The organism is Rhizobium sp. 10N427, from assembly GCF_056394605.1.
Map to the genome: position 1 here is coordinate 233,064 of NZ_JBFTID010000003.1, position 23,371 is coordinate 256,434.

Below are 23,371 nucleotides of genomic sequence, written 5' to 3' on the forward strand. Positions count from 1 at the left end.
GTTTTCCGCCAAGGTTCTTCCCATGCATCTGACGCTCGCCGCTGCCGAAACGCTGGTTATCGAGGCGTTGAAACGAAGCAGGGTCGAAGAAGGCAATGCGCGATCTGTGGCGCGTGCGCTGGTTGCCGCCGAGGCAGCCGGGCAGAGCGGGCACGGGCTCCGGCGTGTTGCCGCCTATGCTGCCCAGGCTAAGTCCGGCAAGGTCGATGGCATCGCCAGGCCGATCCTCTATCAGCCCTATCCTTCGGTCATCCAGGTCGATGCCTGCCATGGCTATGCCTATCCGGCATTTGATCTTGCCGTGCCGGTTCTCACGGACATGGCGAAGGCGCAGGGGATTGCCATGGCGGCCATCCGGCGCTCTCATCACGCCGGCGTTCTGGCGCTGACGGTCGAGCGTTTCGCAGAAGCCGGTCTTGTCGCCATCATGGTTGCCAATGCGACCGCAGCGATGGCCGCATGGGGTGGGCGCAAGCCGCTGTTTGGCACCAATCCGATTGCCTTCGCGGCGCCGGTGACCGGGCAGGACCCTGTTGTCATCGATCTGGCGCTTTCGCGCGTTGCCCGCGGCAAGATCATGGCCGCGCGTCAGAAGGGTGTGCCGATCCCTGCCGACTGGGCTTTCGACCGCGATGGCCAGCCGACCACGGATGCCGTGGCAGCCCTGGATGGCACGATGGTGCCGTCGGGCGAAGCCAAGGGGGCTGCGCTGGCAATGATGGTCGAGATCCTGGCCGCGCCGCTGACCGGTGCCAACTTCTCCTATGAATCGACATCGCTTTTCGACGACAAGGGTGCGGCTCCGGGTCTCGGCCAGATGATCATCGTCATCAATCCGGAAGCCGGCGGCGGCGCATTCGCGGCAGCGCGGCTGACGGAGCTTGTCAATGAAATCTCGTCCGATCCAGGCGTCCGTCTGCCGGGACGGCGTGGGCAAAATGCACGCCGGGCGGCGATCGAAAACGGTATCGATGTCGATGATGACGTGATCGCGGACATCGCTGCGGTGTAGAATCGTTCTAAACTTGATCAATAATTTCAAGTATTTGTGATCGCGGTCTCGTGAAGCAAACTTGAAAATTGAAGTCAGGAAAAATATAGGGTGCCGCGCAGCACCCCACACCCCCAGCAGGGTGCCAATGCCATGGAGGGCATCATGACCAATTCCATCACGCGCCGTTCTGCGCTGGCGCTTGCCGCGTCGCTTCTGGCCGCAACCTCGCTCGCTTCCGGTGCTTACGCTCAGGACGAGGGTATCGTCGTCTATAACGCGCAGCACGAAAGCCTCGGTCGCGAGTGGATCGATGCCTTCACCAAGGAGACCGGCATCAAGGTCACCATGCGCCAGGGTAGCGACATGCAGTTCGCCAACCAGATCATCCAGGAAGGCGACGCCTCGCCGGCTGACGTGTTCCTCACCGAAAACTCGCCTGCGATGACGCTGGTCGATGGCGCCGGCCTCTTCGCACCCGTCGACAAGGAGACGCTGGATCAGGTTCCGCCCGAATACCGCCCTGCTGACGGCATGTGGACGGGTATTGCTGCCCGCTCGACGGTATTTGCCTATGACAAGCGCAAGCTGACCGAAGACAAGCTGCCGAAGTCGATGCTCGACCTCGCCGACCCGGCCTGGAAGGGCCGCTGGGGTGCTGCTCCTGCCGGCGCCGATTTCCAGGCAATCGTCAGCGCGCTGCTGCAACTGAAGGGCGAGGAAGCGACCGCTGCCTGGCTGAAAGGCCTCAAGGACAACGCGACGCCCTACAAGGGCAACAGCGTTGCGCTGAAGGCAGTCAATGCCGGTGAAGTCGAAGGCGCGATCATCTATCACTATTACTGGTTCGGCGATCAGGCGAAGACCGCTGAAAACAGCGCCAATGTCGGCCTGCATTATTTCAAGAACCAGGATCCGGGCGCATTCGTCTCGATTTCCGGCGGCGGTATCCTCAAGTCGACGCAGCACATGAAGGAAGCCCAGGCGTTCCTGAAGTTCATCGCCGGCAAGGCAGGCCAGGCCATCCTCAAGGACGGCACCTCCTATGAATATTCCGTCAGCGGCGAATCCAACGCCAAGCTCGTTCCGCTCAAGGAGCTGAACGCGCCGAAGGTCGAAGCCTCCGAGCTGAACAGCAAGAAGGTCGTCGAGATGATGACGGCCGCCGGCCTCATCTAAGCCCATCTGCCGCAGGACTCGGGAGTCAAAACTATTGCTTTTGGCTCAAGAAAACCCTAGGGCATGATCAATCATGGCAACCGCTTCCTGACGAGGCGGTTGCCTTCCTTTTTCAGCGTCACAAAGGCGTCGGCCTTGCTGCAAGACAACAGATCGCTCGTGACCGGCCTTGCCGGCAATGAAGCGCCGGTCAGCACAATCGCTTCCCTTCGCGGGCGCATGCCGCACGCTTCCGTCGTCGTCTTCGCAACGGTCGTCGCTGCCTTCAGCCTCGTGCCACTCGGCTTCATCGCGTGGATCACCTATGACGTCGGCTGGGACACGGTGAAGGCGCTGGTCTTCCGCCCGCGTGTCGGCGAGCTGATGGTCAATACGGTGCTTCTCGAAGCGCTGACGATCCCGCTATCGATTGCGCTTGCGGTGACGCTCGCCTGGTTGACCGAACGGACGGATATTCCGTTTTCGCGCCTGTGGTCGTGGCTCGCGGTCGCGCCGCTTGCAGTTCCCGCCTTCGTGCACAGCTATGCCTGGATCAGCCTGGTGCCCGGCATGCGCGGGCTGGAAAGCGGCGTCTTCGTTTCGGTTCTCGCTTACTATCCGTTTCTCTATCTGCCCGTGGCAGCCGCGCTCCGGCGGCTTGATCCGGCGATCGAGGATGCGGCGGCTTCTCTTGGGCTTAACCCTTGGCGGGTGTTTTTCCGGACTGTGCTGCCGCAGTTGCGGCTGGCAATCTGCGGCGGCTCGCTGCTGATCGCGCTCCATCTGCTGTCGGAATACGGGCTCTATGTGATGATCCGTTTCGACACGTTCGCGACGGCGATCGTCGATCAGTTCCAGTCGGCCTATAACAGCCCGGCCGCCAACATGCTGGGCGGCGTGCTGGTTGGTTGCTGCCTGTTCCTGCTCGGTCTCGAAATTCTGGTTCGCGGCAACGAGCGTTACGCGCGGGTCGGTTCCGGTTCGGCGCGCCCGGCCGACCGTCGCCGGCTCGGATGGTTCGTCGTCCCGGCCATTCTGCTCCCCGTCGTCGTTGCTGTCCTGACGCTTGGTGTTCCCCTGGTGACGCTCGGGCGCTGGCTCTATCTCGGCGGTGCGGAGATCTGGCGTATCGATACTGTAGGCAATGCTTTTCTGCAGACGATCGTGCTTGCGGTCGCCGGCGGCATTCTGACGACGATCGCTGCCGTACCGATGGCATGGCTCTCCGTGCGGGCTCCCGGACGCTTCCAGCGCTTCCTCGAAGCCTGCCACTATTATGTCGGCTCGCTGCCCGGCGTCGTCGTGGCGCTGGCACTGGTGACGATTACCGTCCGCCTCGTGCTGCCGCTCTACCAGACGTTCGCGACGCTGACCGTCGCCTATGTTCTGTTGTTCCTGCCGCGCGCCATGGTTGGCCTGCGCGCCAGCATCGCGCAGGCGCCAGTGGAGCTGGAGCGGGCGGCGATGGGCCTTGGCCGCACACCGGCCCAGGCCGTTCGCCAGATCACCATGCGGCTCGCCGCACCCGGCTTTGCCGCCAGCATCGCGCTTGTCGCCCTCGGCATCACCAACGAGCTGACGGCAACGCTGATGCTGTCGCCCAACGGCGTTGAAACGCTGTCGACGAAATTCTGGTCGCTGACCAGCGAGATCGATTATGTCTCCGCAGCGCCCTATGCTGTGATGATGATCATCCTGTCGCTGCCGCTGACGCTGCTTCTCTACGTTCAATCGAAACGGACTGCCGGACAATGACGCTGCTCTCGATCCAATCCGCCAGCAAGCGCTACGGCCCGGTAACGGCGCTCGACAATGTGTCGCTGGATGTGCCGGCCGGCAGCCGCACCGCGGTCGTCGGACCGTCCGGTTCCGGCAAGACCACGCTTCTGCGGCTGATTGCCGGTTTCGAACGTCCGGATCAGGGCAAGGTTTGCCTTGATGGCGAAGTCCTTGCCAATGGCCCGTCGGCCGTGCCCGCCCACAAGCGCGGCATCGGCATCGTCTCGCAGGACGGGGCGCTGTTTCCGCATCTGAGCGTCTCCGACAATATCGGCTTCGGCTTCGAACGGGGTGCTGCCGATCGCGACAAGCGGATTCTCGAGCTACTCGATATGGTCGAGCTTGACCGCAACATGCTGACGCGCCGCCCGCATCAGCTGTCAGGCGGCCAGCAGCAGCGCGTCGCCCTTGCGCGTGCGCTTGGCCGCAAGCCGCGGCTGATGCTGCTCGACGAACCGTTCTCGGCGCTGGATACCGGTCTTCGCGAAAACATGCGCAAGGCCGTTGCCCGCGTGTTGCAGGCGGCCGGGATCACCACCATTCTCGTCACGCACGATCAGGGCGAGGCGCTGTCCTTTGCCGATCAAGTGGCGGTGCTGCGCGATGGCAAGCTGGTACAGGCGGGTTCGCCGCAGAAGCTTTATCTGCAGCCGAGAGATCGCGAGACAGCGCTGTTTCTGGGCGATGCCGTCATGCTGCCTGCCATCGTCCGCAACGGCTTTGCCGATTGCGCGCTGGGCAAGGTTGCTGTCGATGGCGATCATCAGGGCAAGGCCGAGATCATGCTGCGGCCCGAGCAGATCCGCGTCGTTCCCGATGACAGCCAGCCTGCCTATCACGGGCGGGTGGTCGAAGTGGAGTTCGGTGGCGCGACCTGCACGGTCGCCGTCTCGCTGGAAGGCGTGGCGCTGCCGCCCATTCTCATCAAGACGTCGAGCGTTGCTCTGCCGGAGACCGGCGATCGCGTCCGTCTCGATATCGCCGGCAAGGCCCACGTTCTCAGCGTCCGCTAAGCTGTCTTTCGGCTCACATCGCTTTCATCGCTCTGTTCCAGCCAGCCGCCGGTAAAGCCGGCGCGCTCGAGGCCGAGGCGAATGACCGGCGATTGCCGCATCAGGCTCCAGATGAAATCCGAGCGGTCGTTTTCGATCGTCATCACCAGCAAGCCCTGGTCGATGCCGACGCAGCGGTCGTCCACCCAGCCTTCGGGCCGCTTGGTCTTCACGGTCGGATTGAAGCCGCCCGGAAAGCGGCCTTCGTAGATGAGATCGGGATAGGTATCGAGCAGGGCCTTGGTGCCGTCTATCGCCGCCTGACGGTCATAGGGAAGCGATGCGAGTGCTGCCCAGGGCGCAATCGTGCCGTCGTCAGGCCCGAGCGGCGCGCCGCGCGCCGCATATCCCAGCACCTTCGGATGGCGTCCGCCACGCATATGGCGGCTCGGCGGCGGGCCATCGGACGCCGACAATCCCCAAACGTCCTTGTTGTATCCGACGAAATGCCCGGGATTGCGCACGGCGTAATCGCGCTGCACAGCGATCGAAACCTGCGTGTTGCGGAAATAGTCCCAATCGCGCGCCGCCATCGGGCGGTCCTGGATGCCGCGGAAATCGATCCAGGCGTGCGAGAAAAAATGGATGAACAGCGGACCGGCATAAAGATAGGCCTGATCCTTGTGGAGCATCCAGGAATAGCTTGAGGTAAAGGCGTCGTAACTTGACTGCGGGATCGGGTGGGTGGGCGAGGCGAGCGCCAGCGTATAGAGCAGCACCGCCTCGTCATATCCCTGCCAGCGCCAGCGGAGGAAGCCGCTGGCGGGCTTCCAACCCATCGAGATGGTCTGGCCCTTGTTCAGCGCCCAGGTCCAGTCGATGCGCTCGTAGATGGTTTTCACCAGATCGCGGATTTCCCGCTCGCTGTCATCGGCGCCATCGAAATAGGCGGCTGCCGTCAGCATGCCGGCGACGAGCAACGTCGTGTCGATGGTCGACAGCTCGCTGTTCCAGGCGCGGTGGCCGGTATCCATGTGCAGGAAGTGGTAATAGAAGCCGCGATAACCGGTCGCGTGGCGTTCCCGGCCCTGATGGCTTCCGGCAAAGAACCGCACGGTCGCCAGTGTCCGCTCAACCGCTGCCGCCCGGGTGAGCCAGCCGCGTTCGGCGGCGACCGTATAGGACGATAGCGCGAAGCCGACGGCAGCGATGCTGCACGGCACACCATCGACCGACGTGTCGGCGACAAGCCCGTTGTCAGGGTTCGTGTGTTTCAGGAAGTAGTTGAAGGCGGATTGTTGCAGCCTGTCGATCAGCGCAGCATCCGTATCGTCGAGTCGTTGCAGCATACTCAAACCATTCATTTTCGCCCTGCTTCAACATGGCAACGCGTTGCGCGCAAATCAAACCTTTTTGAAAGGCGGTGTGCGGCTTGAATGGATCGTCGGCTGGGAACAGGGCGAAGACCGGCTGCGCGCTGTAGCGCTTTGTCTTCAATTTTGTGTCCTGGAGGAAGTTTGGAGCGGGCGAAGGGGTTCGAACCCTCGACCCCAACCTTGGCAAGGTTGTGCTCTACCACTGAGCTACACCCGCTCATAATCCCATGGCCTGTGGTAGTTGTGAGGACCGTGGGCGCCACCTTGCGGCGACGGGCGCTATATCGCCCAAACGATTTTCAAATGCAACAGGGAAATGACGGAGAGGCGAAGAAAAATTGTAAGCCTTTGGAAAAACTTCTGAAAATGCCGCAAATCCGGGCGAAAGGGTCGATCGCGCGCATTGCAAAAGCTGAGGCCCGGACTTAATCAAAGCGCCTGCCCGCAATTTTTGTGAAATGGATGGCGCAATGACCGATACGAAGCCGAAGACCCGCGACGAGCTTTTTGCCTTTCTCGACGAGATCGGCATCCAGCATGCCACGAAGGATCATGCGCCGGTTTTCACCGTTGCCGAATCGGTGTCGTTGCGCGACGAGATTCCAGGCGGCCATACGAAAAACCTCTTCGTGAAGGACAAGAAGGACCAGTTCTTTCTGCTGACCGTCGAGGAGCATGCGAGCGTCGATCTGAAGACGGTGCACACGCTGATCGGTGCTGCCAGCAAGGTTTCGTTCGGGAAGCCGGAAAAGCTGATGGAATATCTGGGCGTGATTCCGGGATCGGTCACTGCGTTCGGGGCGATCAACGATACCGGCAGCAACGTCACCTTCGTTCTCGATGCCGATCTGATGAAGGAAGAGATCGTCAACTGCCATCCGCTTTCCAACGATGCGACGACCTCCATTGCTAGCGCCGACCTCATCCGCTTCATGGAAGCGACGGGTCACAAGCCGCTTGTCTTGAAAGTCACGGCCTGACATACGATTTTAGCGCTAGAAATAAGCCGGGCGCGACCGGCATTGGCGGGAGATACCTATGAGCGGCAACGACAACCCCTACAGCACGTCCTACGGCACGATGTCGGCAACGGCGACCTATGGCGGCGGTGCGCCGCAGGCTGCTTCCGCGCCGGCGGCAGCGGGCAGCTATATCAAGGACACGACGACGGCGAATTTCACGAAAGACGTCATCGAGGATTCTCGCAACCAGCCGGTTCTCGTCGATTTCTGGGCGCCGTGGTGCGGCCCGTGCAAGCAGCTGACGCCGGTTCTGGAAAAGGTCGTCAACGAGGCCCAGGGCCGGGTGAAGCTGGTGAAGATGAATATCGACGATCATCCGTCGATCGCCGGCCAGCTCGGCATCCAGTCGATTCCCGCAGTCATCGCCTTCGTCGGCGGCCGTCCGGCTGACGGCTTCATGGGCGCTGTGCCGGAGAGCCAGGTGCGCCAGTTCATCGATCGCCTGGCCGGTCCTGCCGGTGCCGATCAGGCCGCCGAGATCGAAGCTGTGCTCGAAGAGGCAGCCGGTCTTCTGGCTTCGGGCGATGTCAACGGCGCGGCGCAGCTCTATGGCGCGGTCATGCAGGCCGATCCGGAAAATGCCAAGGCGCTTGCCGGCATGGCGGAATGCATGATTGCCGCCAACCAGCATGAGCGCGCCCGCGAGGCGCTGACCGATCTGCCCGGGGAACTTTCCAAGGATGCTGGTATCCAGGCCGTTCTCAAGAAGCTCGACCAGATCGAGGAAGCCCGCAAGCTCGGCGACCCCTTTGCGCTGGAGCAGGTGCTTGCCGGTAATCCCGATGACCACGAAGCACGGGTGAAGCTCGCCAAGATCCGCAACGTCGAGGGGCGCCGTGACGAGGCGGCCGAGCATCTGCTGACGGTCATGCGCAAGGATCGCACTTTCGACGACGACGGCGCGCGGCGCCAGCTGCTGCAGTTCTTCGATGTCTGGGGCTTCAAGGACCCGGCAACCATCGCCGCGCGGCGCAAGCTTTCGGCGATGCTGTTCTCCTAACTTGATGCGGGTGCCCTTGCGTTTTTGAGCAGGGGCACCACATTCAAAAGGGATGGCAAGGGCTCCGATTTTTCCTGCCTGAAGAATGCGGGACGAAATTTCATGCAAGTCGGGAATGCGAGATATTTGAAACCCGGTGATCTGCCGGAAACCGTCGCTGTTTTCCCCCTGACCGGCGCTCTCCTCCTGCCGACCGGGCAACTCCCCTTAAACATTTTCGAGCCGCGTTATCTCGCCATGTTCGATGCGGCGATGGCCGGAAACCGGCTGATCGGCATGGTGCAGCCGGCTCTCGTCGAGACCGATGACAAGAGCGGCGAGTGCAATCTCGCACCCGTCGGCTGTGTCGGCCGGATCACCTCTTTCGCAGAGACCGGCGATGGCCGCTATATCGTCTCGCTGACCGGCATCTGCCGCTTCCGGCTGATTGGCGAGAAGGTGACGCACGAGCCGTTTCGCACCTTCCGGATCGCACCGTTCATTTCCGATCTTTCGGCGCGTGACGAGGAGGATGCCGTCGATCGCTCGGCGCTTCTTTCGGCCTTCAGGGCCTATCTCGATGCCAACAAGCTGGAAGCGGATTGGGACAGCGTCGAGCGCGCGAGCAATCTGACGCTCGTCAATTCGCTGGCCATGATGTCGCCCTTCGGCCCGGCCGAAAAGCAGGCGCTGCTGGAGGCGCCCGACCTGAAAACGCGGGCGGAAACACTGATCGCCATTACCGAGATCGTGCTGGCGCGGGTCTTCGGTGACTCCGACACGGTTTTGCAGTAAGCAACCGGAATGGACGAAAAACTCAGCCGCGTCGATCCGAAGCTTCTGGAGCTGCTTGTATGCCCGTTGACGAAGGGCAGGCTGAGCTATGACCGGGAGCTCAATGAGCTGGTCTCGGAAAAGGCGAGGCTTGCCTATCCGATCCGCGACGGGATCCCGATCATGCTGGTTTCCGAGGCCCGAAGGCTGGACGACTAGATCGCTTCACCGGCCAGAAGGCGCGGATTGGTTTTGGTGGTCGTTCCTGCCGCCTGGCCGATGAAGAACGACTTCAGACCGGGCAGCCGATCGACGATGCCAAGGCCGACATCGCGGGCGATGCGGATGGGCGTCACATCGTTCGAGAACAGCCGATTCAGAACATCCGTCGTTACCCCCATCCGGAACGTGTCGAAGCGGCGCCAGGTCTGGTAGCGCTCCAGAATGTTGATCGAACCGATATCGAGGCCGAGGCGGTCGGCTTCGACGATGGTTTCGGCAAGCGCTGCGACATCCTTGAAGCCGAGATTGAGGCCCTGGCCCGATATCGGGTGAATGCCGTGGGCGGCATCGCCGGCAAGCGCGAAGCGCGGTGCCACAAAAGACCGCGCAAGCGTCAGCCCGAGCGGGAAGGCGCGCTTGACGCCGATCACCTTCAGCGCGCCGAGCTTGTGGCCGAAGCGGCGCTCCAGCTCTTCCTCGAAAATCAGATCGTCGCCGGCGACGAGGCGGTTCGCATCGCTGGTGCGTTCGGTCCAGACGAGGGACGAGCGATTGTTGGTCAGCGGCAGGATGGCGAAGGGTCCGGAGGGCAGGAAATGCTCCTCGGCGCAGCCATTGTGCGGCCGCTCGTGCTCGACGGTGGCGACGATGCCGGATTGCCCGTAATCCCAGCTGACGGTCTTGATGCCGGCGAGGTCGCGCAGTTTGGAACGCACTCCGTCACAGGCGACCACGAGGCGCGCCTCGATGCTGCTGCCATCCGACAGCTCCACCGTCGCGTTATTTTCGCCGGTCTTCAGCCCGGTGGCGCTCAGCCCATGGCGGATCTCGATGCCGAGCCGCTCGCAGACGCCGCGCAGCTCGCGGACCATCACCGCATTGGGGATCATATGCGCAAAGGGGCGGCCATCTTCGATCTCGCCGTCGAAGGTCAGGAACACCGGACGAACGGGATCCGACGTCTTGGAATCGGTAACGATCATCTTGGTGATCGGCTGGGCCTCGCCGCGGATATTCTCCCAGATGCCGAAAACCTCCAGCATCTTTGCGGCGGCGGCGATGATGGCGGATGCCCGCATATCCTTCTGCCAGACATGCTCGGGTGCAGCCTCGACGACGGCGACATCAAGATGCGGCGCCGCCTGCTTGACAGCCACCGCCGCGGACAGGCCCACATAGCCACCGCCAACAACCAGCATATCAAGCATCGCCCACTCCTCAGCCTTGTGAATACAATCGCGATCTATATAGATCATCGCTCCCTTACTTCCTACTGCCGGGGGCAAGCAAATGACCGCAGCTGCGGCAAAACCGACCGCCATGGAAACCCTTCTCGCGACGCTCGATCTTGAGCCGATCGAAATCGACATCTTTCGCGGTCGCAGTCCGCAGGTCGGCTGGCAGCGCGTTTTCGGCGGGCAGGTGATCGGCCAGGCGCTGATGGCGGCGCAGCGGACGATCGAGCCCGGGCGGATCGTGCATTCGCTGCACGCCTATTTTATGCGTCCAGGCGATCCTTCGGTGCCGATCATCTATCAGGTCGAGCGCATTCGCGACGGATCGAGCTTCAACACGCGGCGCGTTGTCGCCATCCAGCACGGCAAGGCGATCTTCGCGCTTTCCTGCTCGTTTCAGATCGAGGAGCCAGGCTTCGACCACCAGGCCGGAATGCCGGATGTGCCGCCGCCGGAAAAGCTTCTCGGCGAACAGCAGATCAAGGACCAGTACCTTGCGCATGCGCCGGCTGCGATCCGCAAATACTGGGAGCGCGAGCGGCCGATCGAGATCCGGCCGGTCTCGCTGACGCATTATTTCTCGAGCGAGAAGCTGGAGCCACGCCAGGACGTCTGGGTTAGGGCGACAGGACCGGTGCCAGATGACCGGCTCTATCAGGCAGCGGTGCTCGCCTACCTCTCCGACATGACGCTGCTCGACACATCGCTTTATGCGCATGGGATGTCGATTTTCGATCAGACGCTGCAGGTCGCAAGCCTCGACCATTCCATGTGGTTTCACCGGCCGGACAAATTTGACGACTGGCTACTCTACACCCAGGATAGCCCCTCTGCCTCGGGTGCGCGCGGGCTGACCCGCGGTAGCCTGTTTACGCGGTCGGGTGTTCTGATTGCGTCGGTCGCCCAGGAGGGGTTGATTCGGAAAAAGGCAGATGAATAAATAATGTGCATATTCGCAGTTTTGCGCATTATTTAAGCTTTTATTGCGCCGTCAAATGCCTCAAAATTGGCATCCCTCGATATCGCCTTTACTTTTCAATAACTTATAACGCGCCTCGAATCTGGCACGCCCCTTGAATGTATATCCCCGGTCGCTGCTCGCAAACGTCAGCGGCAAGGAGAGTCGGCTCCGTGCCGAGGATAACGAAGGATGGGAAACCAGATGAAAATTGTGATGGCCATTATCAAGCCGTTCAAGCTCGATGAGGTCCGCGAAGCCCTCACCGCGATCGGCATCCAAGGCCTGACCGTGACCGAAGTTAAGGGCTACGGGCGCCAAAAGGGACATACTGAAATTTATCGCGGCACCGAATATGCGGTCAGCTTCCTGCCGAAGCTCAAGATCGAAATCGCAGTCGCCACCGAGATCGTCGACAAGGCGGTCGAAGCCATCGCATCGTCGGCCAAGACCGGCCAGATCGGCGACGGCAAGATCTTCGTCTACTCCATCGACCACGCCGTCCGCATCCGCACGGGCGAAACCGATACCGAAGCGCTCTAAGAACCGCTGAGCAAGGAGCTTTTTACCAATGTCAATTTCGAAGTTTTCTTCCACATTTGCGCGGTTCGGCGCTGCATCGGCTGCGCTTCTGGCGCCGGTCGCTGCTTTTGCTCAGGACGCCGCGACGACGGCCGCTCCGGCTGCTGCCGCTGCTGCTGCTCCGGTCGCCGACAAGGGCGACACCGCCTTCATGTTCATCTCCACGCTGCTGGTTCTCTTCATGATCCTGCCTGGCCTAGCACTGTTCTACGGTGGTCTCGTTCGCGCCAAGAACATGCTTTCGGTTCTGATGCAGTGCACGATGGTCGCTGCGGTGCTGATGCTGATCTGGGTCATCTATGGCTACTCCTTCGCCTTCGGCGGCTCGGAAAGCCCGTATTGGGGCGGCACGGCCAAGATGTTCTTTGCCGGCGTCACCAAGGACACGACGGCTGCGACCTTCTCGCAGGGCGTCGTCATTCCTGAGTTCATCTTCGCGATGTTCCAGATGACCTTCGCCGCCATCACGCCTGCCCTGATCGTCGGCGCCTTTGCCGAACGCATCAAGTTCTCGGCAGTCGTTTTGTTCTGCGCGCTCTGGGCAACCTTCGTCTACTTCCCGATCGCTCACATGGTCTGGGACGCCAACGGCCTGCTCTTCAAGATGGGCGCGCTGGACTTCGCAGGCGGCACGGTCGTTCACATCAACGCCGGCGTTGCCGGTCTGATCGGCGCGATCATGGTCGGCAAGCGTACCGGCTACGGCAAAGACATGATGGCTCCGCATTCGATGACGCTGACCATGGTCGGTGCCTCGATGCTCTGGTTCGGCTGGTTCGGCTTCAACGCCGGCTCCAACCTCGAAGCTTCGGGCGGCGCCATGCTCGCAACGGTCAACACCTTCGTTGCCACCGCTGCTGCCGTGATCTCCTGGGCGATTGTCGAAACGCTTACGCGCGGCAAGGCATCGATGCTCGGTGGCGCTTCCGGCATGGTCGCTGGTCTCGTTGCCATCACGCCTGCTGCCGGCATCGTCGGCCCGATGGGCGCGATCGTCATGGGTCTGATCGTTTCGCCGCTTTGCTACTTCTTCGTCTCGGTCGTGAAGAACAAGTTCGGCTATGACGACACGGCTGACGTCTTCGGCGTTCACGGCGTCGGCGGCATGTTCGGTGCTATCGCCACCGGCATCTTCGCCAGCGCGTCGCTCGGCGGCGTCGGTTATGCCGAAGGTGTAACGATGGGCGGCCAGGTCGTCACCCAGCTGACGGCTATCGCCACCACCATCGTATGGTGCGGCGTCGGTTCGGCGATCCTCTACAAGGTCGTCGACCTCATCGTCGGCCTGCGTGTTGCCGTCGAAGCCGAGCGCGAAGGTCTCGACCTCGCGACCCACGGCGAAGCTGCCTACCACTCGTAATCAAGGGATTGCGGCGCCCGGCAAAAAAGGGCGCCGCTGAACAGCCCGTCGCGGCCTATCGAAAATATAGACCGCATTTTGGCCCGGACCTTCCAAGGTTCGGGCCCTTTTATTTTCAACATACTAATACCCTGATGTCATGGTTAACACCGCTTTAACCGTCCTCTGGTTAGGTGGAAGAGACGCATTCTGCGTGAATTGCGCGAGCGATTCGCGCCGCAGCACATGGACGGTAGGACATATGGCAAGAAGCACGTCGCCGGCGATCGATAGCCGGCCGGACCGTTTCTCCCTTTCAGGGTTCCTGTTCAGGCAGGCGCAGGCTCTACTAGGCTTTGCGATCTTCCTCATGCTGGCGCTTGCCGTTGCGGCGCTGGCCACATGGAACGTCGCCGACCCGAGCTATTCCTACGCAACCGGCAATGCGCCGAGCAACATCCTCGGCTATAGCGGCGCTGCCTTTGCCGATCTGGCGATGCAGTTCTTCGGACTTGCTAGCGTCATTGCTCTTCTGCCAGTCGTTGCCTGGGCTTTGGCGATGATCTCCGGCCGTCATATCAGCCGCATCCCGGCGCGCGGCGGTGCGTGGGCGCTCGGCTCGGTGCTTTCCTCTGCCGTCATCGGCTGCTTTCCGCCACCACTGACCTGGCCGATCCCGAACGGTATCGGCGGCGTCATCGGCGACATGATTCTGCGCTTCCCGGCGCTGTTCGTCGGCGCCTATCCGACCGGAACATTCGCAACCGCCGTCGGCTGCGTCTTCGCGGTGCCGACCGTCTGGATGATGCTGTTTGCGGCCGGTCTGGTTGGTCGCACCGAAGAAGATGACGATATTGCCGAGGACTTTACCGAAACGCGTTCCAAGGCCCGTTCGGTTGGCGAAGCCGATGAGGATGATGGCGATGATGAAGGCGGCTGGCTTGCCTTCGGCGCCCTGACACATGCCTGGTACATGAGCCAGGCGCGTATGCGCCGGCTCTTCGGCATGGGTCCGCGCAAGCGCCGCCAGAGCGACTTCGAATCGCCCTACGATTTCAACGATGACGAATTTGGCAAGCTCAACGAGCCGGTGCGCGCCAAGGCGCCTAGCGGTCGCGGGGAGCGCATGGACCCGTCGATGGATGTGGGTGCGGCCTCGCAGCGCCGTATCGTCTCCGCGCCGTCGATCTCGCTCGATGACGATGACGACGATGATGCGTTTGACACCGACATGCCGCCTCGCCCCGCCGATATCCTTCCCGATGACGACGAGGATGGCTGGATGATGCGCGCCCCGGCGCGTTCCGGCGGCAAGCAGGAGCCGCGGGTGACGCCTGCAGCATCCCGCCCGAAGCCAGGTGCGCGTCTTGACCGCGAATCGCAGGGCAGCTTCATCCGTCCGGAAGGCTTCCAGCTGCCGCCGATGCATCTTCTGGCCGAGCCGAAGAATGTCGTCCGCGACAGCACGCTGTCCGCCGATGCCCTTGAACAGAATGCGCGGATGCTCGAAGGCGTTCTCGAAGATTTCGGCGTCAAGGGCGAGATCATCCATGTCCGTCCTGGCCCCGTCGTCACGCTCTACGAACTGGAGCCTGCTCCGGGTATCAAGTCGTCCCGTGTCATCGGCCTTGCCGACGATATTGCCCGCTCGATGAGCGCGATCGCTGCCCGCGTCGCCGTCGTGCCGGGCCGCAACGCCATCGGCATCGAACTGCCGAATTCGACCCGCGAGACCGTCTATCTGCGCGAGCTGATCGCCTCGCGTGATTTCGAGGGATCCAAGGCGAAGCTCGCCATGGCGCTCGGCAAGACGATCGGCGGCGAAGCCGTGATCGCCGACCTCGCCAAGATGCCGCATCTGCTGGTCGCCGGTACCACCGGTTCCGGTAAATCCGTCGCCATCAACACGATGATCCTGTCGCTGCTCTACCGGATGACGCCGGAACAGTGCCGCCTGATCATGATCGATCCGAAGATGCTGGAACTCTCCGTCTATGACGGAATCCCGCATCTGCTGTCGCCCGTCGTTACCGATCCGAAGAAGGCCGTCGTTGCGCTCAAATGGACCGTCCGCGAGATGGAAGAGCGCTACAAGAAGATGTCGAAGATCGGCGTCCGCAATATCGACGGCTTCAATGCCCGCGTCGAGCAGGCGCTTGCCAAGGGCGAGCAGATTTCGCGTACCGTCCAGACCGGTTTCGATCGTCATACCGGCGAAGCAATGTACGAGACGGAAGAATTCGATCTGCAGCCGATGCCCTATATCGTCGTCATCATCGACGAAATGGCCGACCTGATGATGGTCGCCGGCAAGGATATCGAAGGCGCGGTGCAGCGTCTGGCGCAGATGGCGCGTGCCGCTGGTATCCATGTCATCATGGCGACGCAGCGTCCGTCCGTCGACGTCATCACCGGTACGATCAAGGCGAACTTCCCGACCCGCATCTCCTTCCAGGTGACGTCGAAGATCGACAGCCGCACCATCCTTGGCGAACAGGGCGCAGAACAGCTGCTCGGCATGGGCGACATGCTCTACATGGCCGGCGGCGGCCGCATCCAGCGTGTCCACGGCCCGTTCGTGGCCGATATGGAAGTCGAGGAGATCGTTTCGTTCCTGAAGACGCAGGGCGCGCCTCAGTATCTCGATGCGATCACGGCCGACGACGACGAAGACGGTGACTACGGTGGCGGCCCGGCCGGCACCTCCAATCTTGCCGATTCCGACGATCCCTACGACCAGGCGGTGGCCATCGTGCTGCGCGATGGCAAGGCATCCACGTCCTATGTTCAGCGCCGTCTCGGCATCGGTTATAACCGTGCTGCATCGCTGATCGAGCGTATGGAGCAGGAAGGAATCATCGGTCCCGCCAACCATGCTGGTAAACGCGAGATCCTCGTTCCGACGGAAAGTGATATACTCGATCGCTGACGCGCGAAAAAATCTTTCGAGGCAACGGCTTCACGGAAACCTGATCGCCTCGAAAACGTTACCTCTCGCAGCTATGCGTCTGCGCCATGAAGACGCCGCCTTTCGGCAGCAAGCAGGTCGCATAAAGGAGACCTAGATGAACAACTCCGATTCATTCCTGAACGGCTTTTCGCTGACGCGCCGCCATATGCTGGGCGCGATGGCGCTCGGCGCCTTGTCGGCCGCATTACCGTTCAATGCTTTTGCTCAGGCGGCAGCCGCGGGCTCTTCGACGGCACAGGCGATCGCCGACCATTTTTCGAGCGTCGGTACCATGCAGGGCGAGTTCGTGCAGTTTGGTCCGCGCGGCGAGCAGACGGGTGGCAAGTTCTTCATCGAACGGCCCGGCAAGCTGCGCTTCAACTACGACGACCCGTCGCCGATCCGGGTGATCGCCGACGGCAAGAATGTCGCGATCGGCAATCTGAAGCTCAAGACCTGGAACCTCTATCCGCTGTCGAAGACGCCGCTCAGCCTGCTGCTGGCACAGAAGATCAATCTCAGCGATGGTTCGGTGAAGAGCGTCAAGGAAGAGTCGGACCTGACGACGATCGCGCTTGGCAACAATACCGTTTTCGGCAATTCGACGATCACCATGATGTTCGATCCGAAGACCTACGACCTCCGCCAGTGGACGATCACCGACAACCAGGGCAAGGACACCTCCGTGATGGTGTTCAACGTCAAGACCGGCGTGCAGTTCGACGACAAGGTGTTCCGGGTGCCTTACGAAAGCATTCCTGGGACGGCCGCCTCGCGCGATTGACCCCGCCGATCTCATCCCATTGAAGCGACGCCCGGCTTTGTCCGGGCGTTTTCTTTTGCCGCCCGTTTCCTCCGGCACTGCTTTGCTCTAAAGCCTTTTCACCCCTCGATGAAAGGCATTGGCATGAGCTTCTCGATCACGACCTGGAACATCAATTCCGTCCGTCTCCGGATGCCGATCGTCGAGAAATTCCTGCTCAAACATCAGCCCGATATTCTCTGCCTGCAGGAAACCAAGGTTCCGAACGAACTGTTTCCTTTGGCACCGCTCAAGGCTATGGGCTACGAGCACATCCTGTTTCACGGCCAGAAGGGCTATCATGGCGTGGCGATCGCATCGCGGCTGCCGATCGTCGAAGATCACCGCTTCGACTACGGCGATGTCGGCCATGCGCGGCATATCTCGGGTATTTTCGAGCGTGGCGGGCGCCGGATCCGGCTGCATAACTTCTATGTGCCGGCGGGCGGCGACGAGCCTGACATCGCGATCAATCCGAAATTCGCCCACAAGCTCAATTTCGTCGATGAGATGAAGCTGCTGAAGGCCAATGCCGAGCCCAACACGTCCTCGATCCTGGTCGGCGATCTCAATATCGCGCCGCTGGAGCACGACGTCTGGTCGCACAAGCAGCTCCTGAAGATCGTCAGCCATACGCCTGTTGAGACCGACGGGCTGCTCGAGGTCATCAAGCGCGGCGCCTGGCTCGATCTGATGCGCCAGCATGTGCCTGCCAATGAGAAGCTCTATACGTGGTGGAGCTACCGCGCCAAGGATTGGGAAGCGGCCGACAAGGGCCGCCGCCTCGACCACATCTGGTCTTCATCCGATCTCGGGCCGCTGCTGCAGCGTGTCGAGATACTCAAGGAAGCGCGCGGATGGGAAAAGCCATCCGACCACGTTCCCGTGACGGCGTACTTCAATCTCTGATCAGGAAAAGCGGTGGAGCTGCGCCGTGGCGCGCGCAGCGAGCTCCGCGATATTGTCGCGGATGCGGTTTTCGATGAGTTTGGCGGCTTCCGGATATTCCTCGATGAGGCGATGGAAGAGCGAGCGGGTGATGCGGATGATGCCGGTATCCTCGCGGGCGACCGCGGTATATTTGCGCTCCACCAGCGTCACCAGCGCAAGTTCGGAAAGCAGTGTTCCGGGTCCCGCGACACGCTGCACCCGATGATGCCCATCCTTGTCTATCACGGTGAGCTCCAAAGCGCCGCTGGTGACCACATAGGCGCTCTCCGCTGGAGAGCCCTCGCGGAACAGCATCTGGCCAGTGGAGATGACGCGGCGATCGGCGCCGAAGGCGACCAGGCGCAGCTGGTCGTCCGACATGCCGTTGAAGAGCGGCAGCTGCGAGAGCGTGTGGATGTCGTCTGTCAGCGCCATCTGCGCATCTGCCTCACGGTATGATCTTGTATCCGCCGTTCTCGGTGACGAGGATTTCGGCATTGGACGGGTCGCGCTCGATCTTCTGGCGCAGGCGATAGACGTGGGTTTCGAGCGTGTGCGTGGTGACGCCGGAATTGTAGCCCCAGACCTCTTCGAGCAGCACGTCGCGGGTCACGACCTTCTGTTCGGCGCGGTAGAGATAGCGGATGATCGCCGCTTCCTTTTCCGTCAGCCGGATCTTCTGGCCGTTTTCGGCGGTCAGCAGTTTCTGGCTGGGCTTGAAGAGATAGGGACCGACCGTAAAGGTCGCGTCTTCGCTCTGCTCGTGCTGGCGCAGCTGCACGCGGATGCGGGCGAGCAGGACGGCGAAGCGGAAGGGCTTCGTCACGTAGTCGTTGGCGCCGGCCTCGAGGCCGAGAATGGTGTCGGAATCGGTGTCGTGCCCGGTCAGCATGATGATCGGCGCCTTGAAGCCGCCCTTGCGCAGCAGCTTGACGGCTTCGCGGCCGTCCATGTCAGGCAGGCCGACGTCCATGATCAGAAGGTCGATCGGTGCTCCACGGGCAGCCTGCACGCCTTTGCCGGCGGTCGATTCCTGGAGAACCGTGAATTCCTCATAGAGCGCGAGCTGCTCCGTCAGGGTTTCGCGGAGGTCGTCATCGTCATCCACCAGTAGAATGGTGCGTGCGGTCATGCGGCTTTGTTCCTCAGGTTCCGTCTTACAAGTCCTACGCCAAATTCGATGATTGGCAAAGAGCGCAAGACGCGCGGTTGCAGCGCCCGGATCGATATGATTTCATCGAACATCCAAGCAAAACAAAAACATGTGACAATAATGGAAAAAACAAGGCAGAGAGCGGCAAAGCGTATCTCCACCATCCTTGTCAGGCCTCAACCGGGAAAAAAGAGCCGGGCGCTGGTGCAGTGCGGGCCTATCGTCGTGCCTGCAGCGATCGGCCGGACGGGCCGCAGTGTCTTGAAGCGCGAGGGGGATGGGGCAACGCCGGTGGCCTCGATGAAGCTGCTGTACGGCTTCCGGCGCGGCGAGCGTCCACAGCGGATCACGACACCGCTTGCGCTTTCGCGCATCCGTGCCGGCATGCTCTGGTGCGATCAGGCTGAAAACGCCAACTATAACCGTCTGGTCAAGGCGCCCTTCAAGCAGAGCCATGAGGAACTGAAGCGCAAGGACGGGCTTTACGACGTCTGCCTCGTCATGGATTGGAACGTGTCTTCGCGGGCGCGCTATCGCGGCTCGGCGATCTTCTTCCATCTGATCCGTCCCGGCTACCAGCCGACGGACGGGTGTGTCGCGGTCAAGCCGCAGGACATGCGCCGCATGCTGCCCCACATGCGCAAGGGGACAGTCATCAGGGTTCTCTGAATCTCAAGGGGTGATAATTCTTCGCCGCCGTCCTATATGGCTTCTCGACGTCGCGCTGCCTCGGGCGCGCCGGCTTTCAAATTGACGGAGACATATTGTGGCCAATCAACCCATCATTACTTTCCATGACGGACATTCCATTCCGCAGGTAGGCCTGGGCGTCTGGCAGACGCCGCAGGATATCGCCGCGCCGACGGTGCTGAAGGCGCTGCAGGCCGGTTACCGCCATATCGACACGGCGTCCGGTTATGACAACGAACAGGGCGTCGGCGAAGGCTTCCGCTCCTCCGGTCTCGACCGCAAGGACGTTTTCATCACCACCAAGCTGCGCAACCCTGATCAGGGTTATGACAATACGCTTCGCGCCTTTGACGGCAGCCTGAAGAAGCTCGGCATGGACTATGTCGATCTCTACCTCGTCCACTGGCCGTCGCCGCATCGCGGCCTCTACCGCGAAACGTGGAAGGCCTTCGTGAAGATCAAGGAAGAAGGCCGGGCGCGCTCGATCGGCGTGTCGAACTTCTATCCGGATCATCTGGAGCATATCATCGGCGATACCGGCGTCGTGCCCGTGATCAACCAGATCGAGCTGCATCCTGATTTCCAGCAGAAGGCGGCGCAGGAGGCGCACAAGAAGCTCAATATCGTGACGGAATCCTGGAGCCCGCTCGGGCAGGGCAAGTTCATCGCCAATGCCGTCATCGGTGAGATCGCCGAGAAGCACGGCAAGACGCCGGCGCAGGTGATCATCCGCTGGCATATCGATACCGGTCTGGTGGTGATCCCGAAGTCGGTCACGCCCTCGCGCATCGAAGAGAATTTCAACGTCTTCGATTTCAAGCTGGATGCAGACGATATGGCTGCGATCGCCAAGCTTGATGACAAGGGCGCCCGGATGGGGCCGGATCCCTACACGGCGACGTTCTGATATTATTCAGAAACAAAAAAGGGCGGCTCGAGGCCGCCCTTTTCACGTCCTGAACCTAAAGGCTCAGTTCCATTCGCGGATATCGACGAAGTGGCCGGCAATCGCCGCCGCAGCAGCCATGGCTGGCGAGACGAGATGGGTGCGGCCCTTGAAGCCCTGGCGGCCTTCGAAGTTGCGGTTCGAGGTCGACGCGCAACGCTCGCCCGGCTTCAGGCGGTCGTCGTTCATCGCGAGGCACATCGAGCAGCCCGGCTCGCGCCAGTCGAAACCGGCCGCCTTGAAGATCTTGTCGAGGCCTTCCTTCTCCGCCTGTTCCTTCACCAGGCCGGAGCCCGGGACGATCATGGCGCTGACGGTGGAGGCAACGGTCTTGCCTTCGACGACCTTGGCAACTTCGCGCAGGTCTTCGATGCGGCCGTTGGTGCAGGAGCCGATGAAGACACGGTCGATGTTGATGTCGGTGATCGGCGTACCGGGCTTCAGGCCCATATAGTCGAGCGCGCGCCACTTGGAGGTGCGCTTGGTTTCGTCCTTGATATCGTCGGGGTTCGGAACGATGCCCTGAACCGAGATGACGTCTTCAGGCGAGGAGCCCCAGGAAACGATCGGTGGCAGTTCGGCGGCGTTGAGCTTGACGATTCGGTCGAAATGAGCGCCTTCGTCGGTCTTCAGCGTCTTCCAGTAGGCGATCGCCTGTTCGCGCTCGGCGCCCTTCGGCGCACGCGGCTTGTCTTTCAGGTATTCGAAAGTGATCTCGTCAGGCGCGATCAGGCCGGCGCGGGCGCCGCCTTCGATCGACATGTTGCAGATCGTCATGCGGCCTTCCATCGACAGCGCGCGGATGGCTTCGCCGGCATATTCGATGACGTAGCCGGTACCGCCGGCCGTGCCGATTTCGCCGATGATGGCGAGAACGATGTCCTTGGCGGTGACGCCCGGCGGCAGCTGGCCGTCGACCTGCACCAGCATGTTCTTGGCCTTCTTCTGGATCAGCGTCTGGGTGGCGAGAACGTGCTCGACTTCAGAGGTGCCGATACCGTGGGCAAGCGAGCCGAAGGCGCCGTGCGTCGATGTGTGGCTGTCGCCGCAGACGATCGTCATGCCCGGCAGGGTGAAGCCCTGTTCCGGTCCGATGATGTGGACGATGCCCTGGCGCTTGTCGTTCTCCGAGTAATACTCGACGTTGAACTCGGCGGCATTGATCGCCAGCTGCTCGACCTGGATGCGGCTTTCCTCGTTCTTGATGCCGAGGTGGCGATCGGGAGAGGTCGGAACGTTGTGATCGACCACCGCCAGCGTCTTCTCCGGCGCACGAACCTTGCGGTTCGTCATGCGCAGGCCTTCGAAAGCCTGCGGGGAGGTGACTTCATGGACCAGATGGCGGTCGATGTAGAGAAGACAGGTGCCATCGGCCTGTTCGTCGACCAGGTGATCGTCCCAGATCTTGTCGTAAAGGGTACGCGGTGCGCTCATAGCGGTATGTCCGTTTTTGGATGCAATGGAAAAAGGAAATGGCGGAAAAGCCCGCCGGCCGTCATTCGATCAACGAAGTCGGCTGTTGAGAGCGCCCGAAACGCACGCGAAGAACCGCGCCGGCAGGCGATAATGGTCCTGCAGCACGAAAATATGCGCGCCTGTGCACTTGAACTTGCTTTCCATGAGGCTGGATATAGCGATTTTTCTCATAAACGGCAATTCGAATCGTCAGGACTATCGCCCGTGCCTGCGGCGCATCCGCTGCTCCACTTGCCTGAGGCCCAGCGACAGGCCGATGGTCAGGATCAGGTAGATGTAGGTGACGATCGAATAGGTCTCGAAGAAGCGAAAGGAGCCCGAGGCATAGACCTTGCCCATCTGCGTGATGTCGGAGACGCCGAGCACGGAGACCAGCGAACTATCCTTCACCATCGAAACGAAATCGTTGGAGAGCGGCGGGAAGATGACGCGGATCGCCTGCGGGAAGATGACGAGCCGGAAGCGGTGATAGCGCGACAGGCCGAGGGCCTTGGCGGCTTCGATCTGGCCGTGATCGACGGACTGGATGCCGGCGCGGAAGACTTCGGCGATGAAGGAGGAGTAGCCGATCATCAGCGCGATGATCGCCCGCCACATCAGCGACAGGTCGCGAACGAGAATGGGTTCGGCGATGCCCGATTTTACCAGCGGTGTGATCAGGAAATTATAGGCAGCGACAATGCCGGGCGCGCCGACGAAGGCGACGTAGAACAGCAGCACCAGCATGGGGATGCCGCGGATGATCTCGATATAGAAACGCGAGATCTGCCGCAGCACCTTGCTGTCGGACAGCCCGAGGAGTGCGATTCCAAGGCCGAGGATCGTTGCCAGCACAAAGGCGACGATGGTGACGAAAACAGTGATCCAGACGCCGTTGAAGACGGTCTGGAAGACCTGCGCATAAATGCCGTTGGTGACAATGACGATGGCGAGGATGATGCCGATAATGGCAAGGGCGACCAGCCACCAAGGATAGTCGCCCTTCTCGGATCGCGGGGATGGGTGTGGCGCCATCTG

General features: G+C 61.4%; 22 protein-coding genes and 1 tRNA gene. 16 read left to right on the forward strand and 7 right to left on the reverse strand.

Annotated features, from left to right (window positions below; translation table 11 throughout):
- Window positions 1-22 precede the first annotated feature (22 nt).
- From AC1DIJ_RS08555 to AC1DIJ_RS08570, 4 genes are all read left to right on the forward strand, one after another.
- The gene (locus AC1DIJ_RS08555; protein WP_112386063.1) at window positions 23-1,012 is read left to right on the forward strand and encodes an Ldh family oxidoreductase; all 990 of its coding nucleotides are present in this window, start codon (window positions 23-25) and stop codon (window positions 1,010-1,012) included.
- 144 nt (window positions 1,013-1,156) lie between these two features.
- Window positions 1,157-2,170, forward strand: a complete 1,014-nt coding sequence (locus tag AC1DIJ_RS08560) for an iron ABC transporter substrate-binding protein (protein WP_112386062.1) — start codon at window positions 1,157-1,159, stop codon at window positions 2,168-2,170.
- Between the two features lie 63 nt (window positions 2,171-2,233).
- Window positions 2,234-3,904: an ABC transporter permease gene (locus AC1DIJ_RS08565; protein WP_112385865.1), complete on the forward strand. Its 1,671-nt coding sequence runs from the start codon at window positions 2,234-2,236 to the stop codon at window positions 3,902-3,904.
- Window positions 3,901-4,941 carry an ABC transporter ATP-binding protein gene (locus tag AC1DIJ_RS08570; RefSeq protein WP_112385864.1) on the forward strand — a complete coding sequence of 347 codons (1,041 nt, stop codon included), beginning with the start codon at window positions 3,901-3,903 and terminating at the stop codon, window positions 4,939-4,941. Before AC1DIJ_RS08565 ends, AC1DIJ_RS08570 begins: the two co-directional genes overlap by 4 nt.
- On the opposite strand, the gene AC1DIJ_RS08575 is transcribed toward AC1DIJ_RS08570, so the two are convergent.
- Both AC1DIJ_RS08575 and AC1DIJ_RS08580 read right to left on the reverse strand, forming a co-directional pair.
- Window positions 4,938-6,269 (reverse strand): glucoamylase family protein, encoded by a 1,332-nt coding sequence (locus tag AC1DIJ_RS08575; RefSeq protein ID WP_112385863.1) that lies wholly within the window; start codon window positions 6,267-6,269, stop codon window positions 4,938-4,940. The genes AC1DIJ_RS08570 and AC1DIJ_RS08575 overlap by 4 nt on opposite strands.
- Before the next feature lie 169 nt (window positions 6,270-6,438).
- Window positions 6,439-6,513: transfer RNA gene (locus AC1DIJ_RS08580), tRNA-Gly, on the reverse strand.
- A 253-nt stretch (window positions 6,514-6,766) separates the two neighbouring features.
- Here AC1DIJ_RS08580 and AC1DIJ_RS08585 point away from each other — a divergent pair.
- The 4 genes from AC1DIJ_RS08585 (at window position 6,767) to AC1DIJ_RS08600 (ending at window position 9,290) form a co-directional block, all read left to right on the forward strand.
- The gene (locus tag AC1DIJ_RS08585; protein ID WP_112385862.1) at window positions 6,767-7,276 is read left to right on the forward strand and encodes a prolyl-tRNA synthetase associated domain-containing protein; all 510 of its coding nucleotides are present in this window, start codon (window positions 6,767-6,769) and stop codon (window positions 7,274-7,276) included.
- Window positions 7,277-7,334: 58 nt separating this feature from the next.
- Window positions 7,335-8,318, forward strand: coding sequence for a thioredoxin (gene trxA, locus AC1DIJ_RS08590; protein ID WP_112385861.1), 984 nt, complete (start codon window positions 7,335-7,337; stop codon window positions 8,316-8,318).
- Window positions 8,319-8,420: 102 nt separating this feature from the next.
- Window positions 8,421-9,092 (forward strand): LON peptidase substrate-binding domain-containing protein, encoded by a 672-nt coding sequence (locus AC1DIJ_RS08595; RefSeq protein ID WP_112385860.1) that lies wholly within the window; start codon window positions 8,421-8,423, stop codon window positions 9,090-9,092.
- A gap of 9 nt (window positions 9,093-9,101) precedes the next feature.
- On the forward strand, window positions 9,102-9,290 hold the full coding sequence (locus AC1DIJ_RS08600; protein ID WP_112385859.1) for a Trm112 family protein: 189 nt from the start codon (window positions 9,102-9,104) through the stop codon (window positions 9,288-9,290).
- Here AC1DIJ_RS08600 and AC1DIJ_RS08605 read toward each other — a convergent pair.
- Window positions 9,287-10,549, reverse strand: a complete 1,263-nt coding sequence (locus tag AC1DIJ_RS08605) for a ubiquinone biosynthesis hydroxylase (protein ID WP_112385858.1) — start codon at window positions 10,547-10,549, stop codon at window positions 9,287-9,289. The two genes, AC1DIJ_RS08600 and AC1DIJ_RS08605, sit on opposite strands and share 4 nt — an antisense overlap.
- A 34-nt stretch (window positions 10,550-10,583) precedes the next feature.
- On the opposite strand from AC1DIJ_RS08605, the gene tesB reads away from it, so the two are divergent.
- The 6 genes from tesB (at window position 10,584) to AC1DIJ_RS08635 (ending at window position 18,068) form a co-directional block, all read left to right on the forward strand.
- Window positions 10,584-11,468 carry an acyl-CoA thioesterase II gene (gene tesB / locus AC1DIJ_RS08610; protein WP_112385857.1) on the forward strand — a complete coding sequence of 295 codons (885 nt, stop codon included), beginning with the start codon at window positions 10,584-10,586 and terminating at the stop codon, window positions 11,466-11,468.
- Window positions 11,469-11,678: 210 nt separating this feature from the next.
- Window positions 11,679-12,029: a P-II family nitrogen regulator gene (locus AC1DIJ_RS08615; RefSeq protein WP_162698828.1), complete on the forward strand. Its 351-nt coding sequence runs from the start codon at window positions 11,679-11,681 to the stop codon at window positions 12,027-12,029.
- A 28-nt stretch (window positions 12,030-12,057) separates the two neighbouring features.
- Window positions 12,058-13,428, forward strand: coding sequence for an ammonium transporter (locus tag AC1DIJ_RS08620; protein WP_112385856.1), 1,371 nt, complete (start codon window positions 12,058-12,060; stop codon window positions 13,426-13,428).
- Between the two features lie 241 nt (window positions 13,429-13,669).
- Window positions 13,670-16,336, forward strand: coding sequence for a DNA translocase FtsK (locus AC1DIJ_RS08625; RefSeq protein ID WP_112385855.1), 2,667 nt, complete (start codon window positions 13,670-13,672; stop codon window positions 16,334-16,336).
- A 136-nt stretch (window positions 16,337-16,472) separates the two neighbouring features.
- Window positions 16,473-17,141, forward strand: a complete 669-nt coding sequence (locus AC1DIJ_RS08630) for an outer membrane lipoprotein carrier protein LolA (RefSeq protein ID WP_112385854.1) — start codon at window positions 16,473-16,475, stop codon at window positions 17,139-17,141.
- Window positions 17,142-17,264: 123 nt separating this feature from the next.
- Window positions 17,265-18,068, forward strand: a complete 804-nt coding sequence (locus tag AC1DIJ_RS08635; protein WP_112385853.1) for an exodeoxyribonuclease III — start codon at window positions 17,265-17,267, stop codon at window positions 18,066-18,068.
- Here AC1DIJ_RS08635 and AC1DIJ_RS08640 read toward each other — a convergent pair whose 3' ends face one another.
- Window positions 18,069-18,524 (reverse strand): cyclic nucleotide-binding domain-containing protein, encoded by a 456-nt coding sequence (locus tag AC1DIJ_RS08640; protein WP_112385852.1) that lies wholly within the window; start codon window positions 18,522-18,524, stop codon window positions 18,069-18,071.
- 13 nt (window positions 18,525-18,537) lie between these two features.
- A complete protein-coding gene (locus AC1DIJ_RS08645) occupies window positions 18,538-19,221 on the reverse strand; it encodes a response regulator transcription factor (RefSeq protein ID WP_112385851.1) in 684 nt (227 codons plus the stop codon).
- 141 nt (window positions 19,222-19,362) lie between these two features.
- Between AC1DIJ_RS08645 and AC1DIJ_RS08650 the strand changes: the two genes are divergently transcribed.
- On the forward strand, window positions 19,363-19,911 hold the full coding sequence (locus tag AC1DIJ_RS08650; protein ID WP_112386060.1) for a L,D-transpeptidase family protein: 549 nt from the start codon (window positions 19,363-19,365) through the stop codon (window positions 19,909-19,911).
- 97 nt (window positions 19,912-20,008) lie between these two features.
- Entirely contained in the window at window positions 20,009-20,839 is an 831-nt protein-coding gene (locus AC1DIJ_RS08655) for an aldo/keto reductase (protein WP_112385850.1), read from the forward strand.
- A 63-nt stretch (window positions 20,840-20,902) separates the two neighbouring features.
- Here the strand turns inward: AC1DIJ_RS08655 and leuC are convergent, their stop codons facing one another.
- Both leuC and AC1DIJ_RS08665 read right to left on the reverse strand, forming a co-directional pair.
- Window positions 20,903-22,312, reverse strand: coding sequence for a 3-isopropylmalate dehydratase large subunit (leuC, locus tag AC1DIJ_RS08660; RefSeq protein ID WP_112385849.1), 1,410 nt, complete (start codon window positions 22,310-22,312; stop codon window positions 20,903-20,905).
- A 237-nt stretch (window positions 22,313-22,549) separates the two neighbouring features.
- Window positions 22,550-23,368, reverse strand: a complete 819-nt coding sequence (locus tag AC1DIJ_RS08665; protein ID WP_112385847.1) for an amino acid ABC transporter permease — start codon at window positions 23,366-23,368, stop codon at window positions 22,550-22,552.
- Between the last annotated feature and the right edge of the window lie 3 nt (window positions 23,369-23,371).

Bases quoted from the DNA above. Each gene is read 5' to 3' on its own strand.
- AC1DIJ_RS08555 (WP_112386063.1), top strand. From the start codon at position 23: ATGCATCTGACGCTCGCCGCTGCCGAAACGCTGGTTATCGAGGCGTTG.
- AC1DIJ_RS08560 (WP_112386062.1), top strand. From the start codon at position 1,157: ATGACCAATTCCATCACGCGCCGTTCTGCGCTGGCGCTTGCCGCGTCG.
- AC1DIJ_RS08565 (WP_112385865.1), top strand. From the start codon at position 2,234: ATGATCAATCATGGCAACCGCTTCCTGACGAGGCGGTTGCCTTCCTTT.
- AC1DIJ_RS08570 (WP_112385864.1), top strand. From the start codon at position 3,901: ATGACGCTGCTCTCGATCCAATCCGCCAGCAAGCGCTACGGCCCGGTA.
- AC1DIJ_RS08575 (WP_112385863.1), bottom strand. From the start codon at position 6,269: ATGCTGCAACGACTCGACGATACGGATGCTGCGCTGATCGACAGGCTG.
- AC1DIJ_RS08585 (WP_112385862.1), top strand. From the start codon at position 6,767: ATGACCGATACGAAGCCGAAGACCCGCGACGAGCTTTTTGCCTTTCTC.
- trxA (WP_112385861.1), top strand. From the start codon at position 7,335: ATGAGCGGCAACGACAACCCCTACAGCACGTCCTACGGCACGATGTCG.
- AC1DIJ_RS08595 (WP_112385860.1), top strand. From the start codon at position 8,421: ATGCAAGTCGGGAATGCGAGATATTTGAAACCCGGTGATCTGCCGGAA.
- AC1DIJ_RS08600 (WP_112385859.1), top strand. From the start codon at position 9,102: ATGGACGAAAAACTCAGCCGCGTCGATCCGAAGCTTCTGGAGCTGCTT.
- AC1DIJ_RS08605 (WP_112385858.1), bottom strand. From the start codon at position 10,549: ATGATCTATATAGATCGCGATTGTATTCACAAGGCTGAGGAGTGGGCG.
- tesB (WP_112385857.1), top strand. From the start codon at position 10,584: ATGACCGCAGCTGCGGCAAAACCGACCGCCATGGAAACCCTTCTCGCG.
- AC1DIJ_RS08615 (WP_162698828.1), top strand. From the start codon at position 11,679: ATGGGAAACCAGATGAAAATTGTGATGGCCATTATCAAGCCGTTCAAG.
- AC1DIJ_RS08620 (WP_112385856.1), top strand. From the start codon at position 12,058: ATGTCAATTTCGAAGTTTTCTTCCACATTTGCGCGGTTCGGCGCTGCA.
- AC1DIJ_RS08625 (WP_112385855.1), top strand. From the start codon at position 13,670: ATGGCAAGAAGCACGTCGCCGGCGATCGATAGCCGGCCGGACCGTTTC.
- AC1DIJ_RS08630 (WP_112385854.1), top strand. From the start codon at position 16,473: ATGAACAACTCCGATTCATTCCTGAACGGCTTTTCGCTGACGCGCCGC.
- AC1DIJ_RS08635 (WP_112385853.1), top strand. From the start codon at position 17,265: ATGAGCTTCTCGATCACGACCTGGAACATCAATTCCGTCCGTCTCCGG.
- AC1DIJ_RS08640 (WP_112385852.1), bottom strand. From the start codon at position 18,524: ATGGCGCTGACAGACGACATCCACACGCTCTCGCAGCTGCCGCTCTTC.
- AC1DIJ_RS08645 (WP_112385851.1), bottom strand. From the start codon at position 19,221: ATGACCGCACGCACCATTCTACTGGTGGATGACGATGACGACCTCCGC.
- AC1DIJ_RS08650 (WP_112386060.1), top strand. From the start codon at position 19,363: ATGGAAAAAACAAGGCAGAGAGCGGCAAAGCGTATCTCCACCATCCTT.
- leuC (WP_112385849.1), bottom strand. From the start codon at position 22,312: ATGAGCGCACCGCGTACCCTTTACGACAAGATCTGGGACGATCACCTG.
- AC1DIJ_RS08665 (WP_112385847.1), bottom strand. From the start codon at position 23,368: ATGGCGCCACACCCATCCCCGCGATCCGAGAAGGGCGACTATCCTTGG.